This window comes from Staphylococcus sp. EG-SA-2, from assembly GCF_017152085.1.
The window spans coordinates 1-982 of record NZ_JACYHC010000913.1; the positions used below are offsets into that span (position 1 = coordinate 1).

At 36.6% G+C, this 982-nt stretch carries 1 protein-coding gene; it reads right to left on the reverse strand.

The window, feature by feature from the left end:
- Nucleotides 1-16: 16 nt before the first annotated feature.
- Nucleotides 17-982: hydroxymethylglutaryl-CoA synthase (locus tag IDG60_RS16140; protein ID WP_156976356.1), on the reverse strand; the 966-nt coding region annotated here is incomplete at its 5' end.

Consider the following 982-nt stretch of genomic DNA (forward strand, 5'->3'; position numbering starts at 1 on the left):
CTTTCAAATACACAGATTACTCTGGTCTGTGATATTCGCGAACGTTATTTTCAATATTTGATAAGTAGAAAATATGACGATCTTCATGAACAGCATCTTGTTCTTCGTCAAATTCAACGTCATCAAAACGTTTGAAGAATGTTTCATATGCATCAACAGATACTTCAGTACGGTTATTTAATAATGCTTTATGTGCAGCTTGATCTAAATGATCTTTGTAGCCTTCAACTAATGTCGCACTATAAAATTCACCAACTGAACCTGAGCCATAACTGAATAAACCGATTGTTTCACCAGCTTGTAAATCACGATTTTCAAGTAATGATATTAGGCTTAAATATAATGATCCAGTATAAATATTACCGACATAACGGTTATAATCTACAGCATCTTCATATCCTGAACGTAAACGCTCTTGAGTTGTTTCATCAGCGTTATCAATGATTGACTCTAATGCCTTTTTACCCATTTTTGTAAATGGAACATGGAAGCATAGAGATGCGAAGTCAGCTAGCGACTTACCTTGACGTTTTGCGTATTCATTCCAGCTTTGTTGGAATGAGCGGATATAAGCATCTTTAGATAATGCACCATCAACTAATGGATATTTATGTCCAGTTGGACGCCAGAAATCATAAACGTCTTCAGTGTAAGCAACAGCATCTTCATTTAATGCCAAAATGCTTGGATTATGTGCAATAACCATCGCAACTGCGCCAGCACCTTGTGTTGGCTCGCCGCCTGAATTCAATCCATAACGTGCTGTATCTGTAGCAATAACTAATACTTTTTCATTCGGTCTAGTTGCTAAATAATCTTTAGCTAATTGAATTGCTGGTGTTGCAGCATAACAAGCTTCTTTCATTTCAAAGCAACGTGCAAAAGGTTGAATACCTAATAAGTTGTGAATTTGAACAGCGGCTGCTTTAGCAGCATCAACTGCTGATTCAGTTGCCACAATTACCATACCAATTTTCTTTTT